The sequence below is a fragment of the Neomesorhizobium albiziae genome (assembly GCF_900114255.1).
Taxonomy (GTDB): Bacteria; Pseudomonadota; Alphaproteobacteria; order Rhizobiales; family Rhizobiaceae; genus Neomesorhizobium; species Neomesorhizobium albiziae.
This window is the reverse complement of the sequence record NZ_FOSL01000077.1, coordinates 1-3055: the sequence shown is the minus strand read 5'-3', so window position 1 is coordinate 3055 and position 3055 is coordinate 1. Positions and strand designations below refer to the sequence as shown.

Here is a 3055-nt window from a genome sequence, read left to right as displayed (position 1 = left end):
GGGGGATGGTTGGGCAACGCGCTACTGCGTTGCCATGGGCGAGGAGGCTCTCACGTTCATAGGCCGGGCGATCGTTGGTCGCAAAGAAATCTGGCTCCCGTGGACACCCACGACCAGCATGATGAAGCGCAAGCCACCCTTGCTGCAATATGCGGACGGGGTCCTGGCGGGGCCGAACAACCCGCTTGGGGCTCGTGCGCTTTATCTCTACCGGGGCGTACGCGACACGAAGTTTCGGATACACACGGTACAAACGAGCCATGGCTGATTGGCACAGCAGTGTCGAACGGGTGCATCCGCTTGACGATGACAATATCATTGACCTCTACGATCGCACGCCTTTGGGCATACCGGTGGTAGTTTCCTGACTGCGCAGTGACGTGCGCGACGCAGGTGTAGGCTGGTCGATAAGTTGTGTGAAGACGTTCTACGGTCAGAATGTCTCCCCGCATCCACCGCGTACTCTGTATCAACTGGTGACGCGAAGCGAGTCGCACCTCTCGCTGTTCCTTCTTTGCCACAGGCTTGGCCAATTCCGCGCAGCGGCGCCTCATGGCGTAAGCTTTGCGCTTTGTCTTTGGGACTTTTCATGGAAATTTGACATCTGATTCTGCCCGAGACGGCAGGAGAGAGGGTACCGGAGAGGGTGACTATCTAATTAGGTGGGACATCATCAATGTCGGCAGCTGTCTGTCTGCTCGCTTCACTACTGAGCTGTCCGTACCCAGACACCGGGGCACGACTCCAACCCTCAACCCAACACACACAATCGATCAAGCGCGAACGATTGGGTGACCCACTTAAACCTATCCTCGCCAGGTTCGATCCAGACGAACGATTAGGTGACCAAGCCGCACCCATCGTCGCCAGGTTCGGTCCAGGCAGACAATTCGGCACTATCGATCCACAGGTTCCAATTCCAGTTATCTTCTCCAGGGTGGATGAAATCCAGGAACTGGAATTTCAAGAACCACGCTACGACAAGCGCAAGGAAATAAAAGTATCAGTCGACAAGCCAAGACAGAAGCCCAAGGCCAGATCCAAAATCTTCTCAGAGACGACGCAAACTAAGACGGTCAATAGAGCCTACACCGGGCATACCCCGCTGGAGGAACAGTGGCGACCGTCCTCTCTGTTCGGTATCAGTAACGTCGGCACCCCCACACTATCCCAGTCTCTCCACCATGTGTCTGGTATAGATATTGGGAAACCCGGATATCAAGAAGTCATACGTGCGGCCAATATACACCGAGTACCAGTGCATCTGGCCCTGCGAGTGGCCAAACAGGAATCACGCGGTAACTGTGGTGCTAAATCGTCCGCCGGTGCCCTCGGTGTGATGCAGGTTATGCCGCGTACAGGTGCCAAACACGGTTACTCGACTAGGCAGCTAATCAACTGTCGCACTGGGGCGGAGGCTGGCGTCAAGGAACTCAAACACCTGCTCAGATTATCAGGTGGGGATGTCAAAGAGACTCTGACCGGTTACAACTGCGGCGAAAAATGTATGTTCGGTCAACGTAAGAAACTGCCACTAGAGACAGTGAACTATATTCAGGTCGTGACGCGAAACTAGCCAAATCGTTGGCCCTCGTTCTCGTCGCCCGCTATGATACGCGTCGGGTAACAATGAAGTAGCCCTATGGATCCGCACTGCCGTTTTGAGATCGTCGGGATCCATGTGGGTACAATACTACGCGAAATCGGCCTACCGGATTCGACTCGCTTTGGGAATGCGACCTTCACAATTGGCGAATCTAAACAGCACTACCCCAAGTTGCGTGTTGATGGATCTGCATATACCGGGCCGAAAGGGCTCGGCGTGTTCTTCGCATGCGCACGAACAGACCAGGTGTTCCGGTGATCATCATTACCGGCTTTGACCAGCAGGCCGGGATGCGCGAAAAGTCCTTGGAAGCCGGGGCATCGACTAGTGCCCGAGATGGCCGGCGTTGGCATGCAAGCGGTGTAGCCCGGGCTGTGGAGTTATCGCTGACGCCTCGCTTCGCCACGCCTAACCAGAAACGCAAGCGGGTACGGTGCGAGATCAGTGCCGATCGTCTTGTCGCTGATCGCGAAGATCGTCAGGAGAACGACGTAGCACCCAATGAACAGGAACAGAAGCCAGACCAGGACTTCCAGCATGGTAGTTTCGCTTACCATAGGGATGGCAACCCTCCTCCGTTGAGCGCGGCGAGCACGTGCATTCCCCATAGGGCAGCGGTCGCAGCAAGAGCCAGGCGCCATTTCCAAGCGATGGCTTTCCTCACAGATATATCATTAGTTGTTGGATAACGGCTGTACTCGACCTCAAGCCAATAGATCGACCAGCCGATCATGAAGATGGCGAGAGCTCCGGAAAGAATGCCTACTTGCTGAAGCCCTTCGTGAAAGGTGTTCGCAGAGATCCCGTAAATCCCAGCCAACCCTTGTTGGTAAAAGACCAACGGGAAGCAAACCAGCAGCACGACCACCAGGAAGTCGACCGTGCTCTGGAGGGTGCCGGATGCGAGGTAGCGGAGAATAGCAATCACTGCGGCAATCACGCTGGGTGCGCCAATGGCGATTAAGAATGCGATGATTGTGTTCATCCGACCTCTCGCACCCTTGAGTAGCAGATCGGAGGAGAAAGCCAACTCGGTCATTGGAGGTAGTGGATGACCCTCTTCGAAGAGATGCGGGGTGCTACCGACGATCTGCTTGGCGAGTTCGCACAGGGCACTGTCAATCTGAAGCGTGTCACCGCGGCCGCGCCGGACCCAGCGACGCCATGGATACCGGGCTCCCCAGCAACGGTATATCCGCTTGATGCTGGGGTGAAGCGCCTGCACCAGCGTTTCGAAAACGGCATGCTGGCCGCCGAGACCCGCGACATGGTGACGTTCGCGGTGACTACGGCAACGGATATGGGATTGAGACAAATGTCCTTTAATATCAAGTAGATAGTAAGTTCCATAACATATCTTATGCGACTTTGGCGTGTAAGGGCTATTTAGTAATGCGACAGTGGGGCCAGTTAGAGATGCGACAGTCTCGCCTCTCGACGCACTGGTCA

General features: G+C 55.4%; 4 protein-coding genes and 1 pseudogene. 3 read left to right on the top strand and 2 right to left on the bottom strand.

All coding sequences use genetic code 11. The features are described from left to right. Positions 1-368 (top strand): annotated as a pseudogene (locus F3H98_RS31660) (L,D-transpeptidase); the annotation flags it as partial. Between the two features lie 419 nt (positions 369-787). Further along, entirely contained in the window at positions 788-1576 is a 789-nt protein-coding gene (locus F3H98_RS30785) for a lytic transglycosylase domain-containing protein (RefSeq protein WP_188130663.1), read from the top strand. Between the two features lie 410 nt (positions 1577-1986). Here F3H98_RS30785 and F3H98_RS31525 read toward each other — a convergent pair whose 3' ends face one another. Together F3H98_RS31525 and F3H98_RS30780 are read right to left on the bottom strand one after the other, a co-directional pair. Next, complete coding sequence (locus F3H98_RS31525) at positions 1987-2163, bottom strand: hypothetical protein (protein ID WP_188130662.1); 177 nt, start codon at positions 2161-2163, stop codon at positions 1987-1989. Continuing rightward, entirely contained in the window at positions 2157-2591 is a 435-nt protein-coding gene (locus F3H98_RS30780) for a hypothetical protein (protein WP_149764781.1), read from the bottom strand. The genes F3H98_RS31525 and F3H98_RS30780 overlap by 7 nt, the downstream gene beginning before the upstream one ends. A 66-nt stretch (positions 2592-2657) precedes the next feature. On the opposite strand from F3H98_RS30780, the gene F3H98_RS30775 reads away from it, so the two are divergent. Next, positions 2658-2942 carry a hypothetical protein gene (locus tag F3H98_RS30775; RefSeq protein WP_149764779.1) on the top strand — a complete coding sequence of 95 codons (285 nt, stop codon included), beginning with the start codon at positions 2658-2660 and terminating at the stop codon, positions 2940-2942. Positions 2943-3055: the final 113 nt, after the last annotated feature.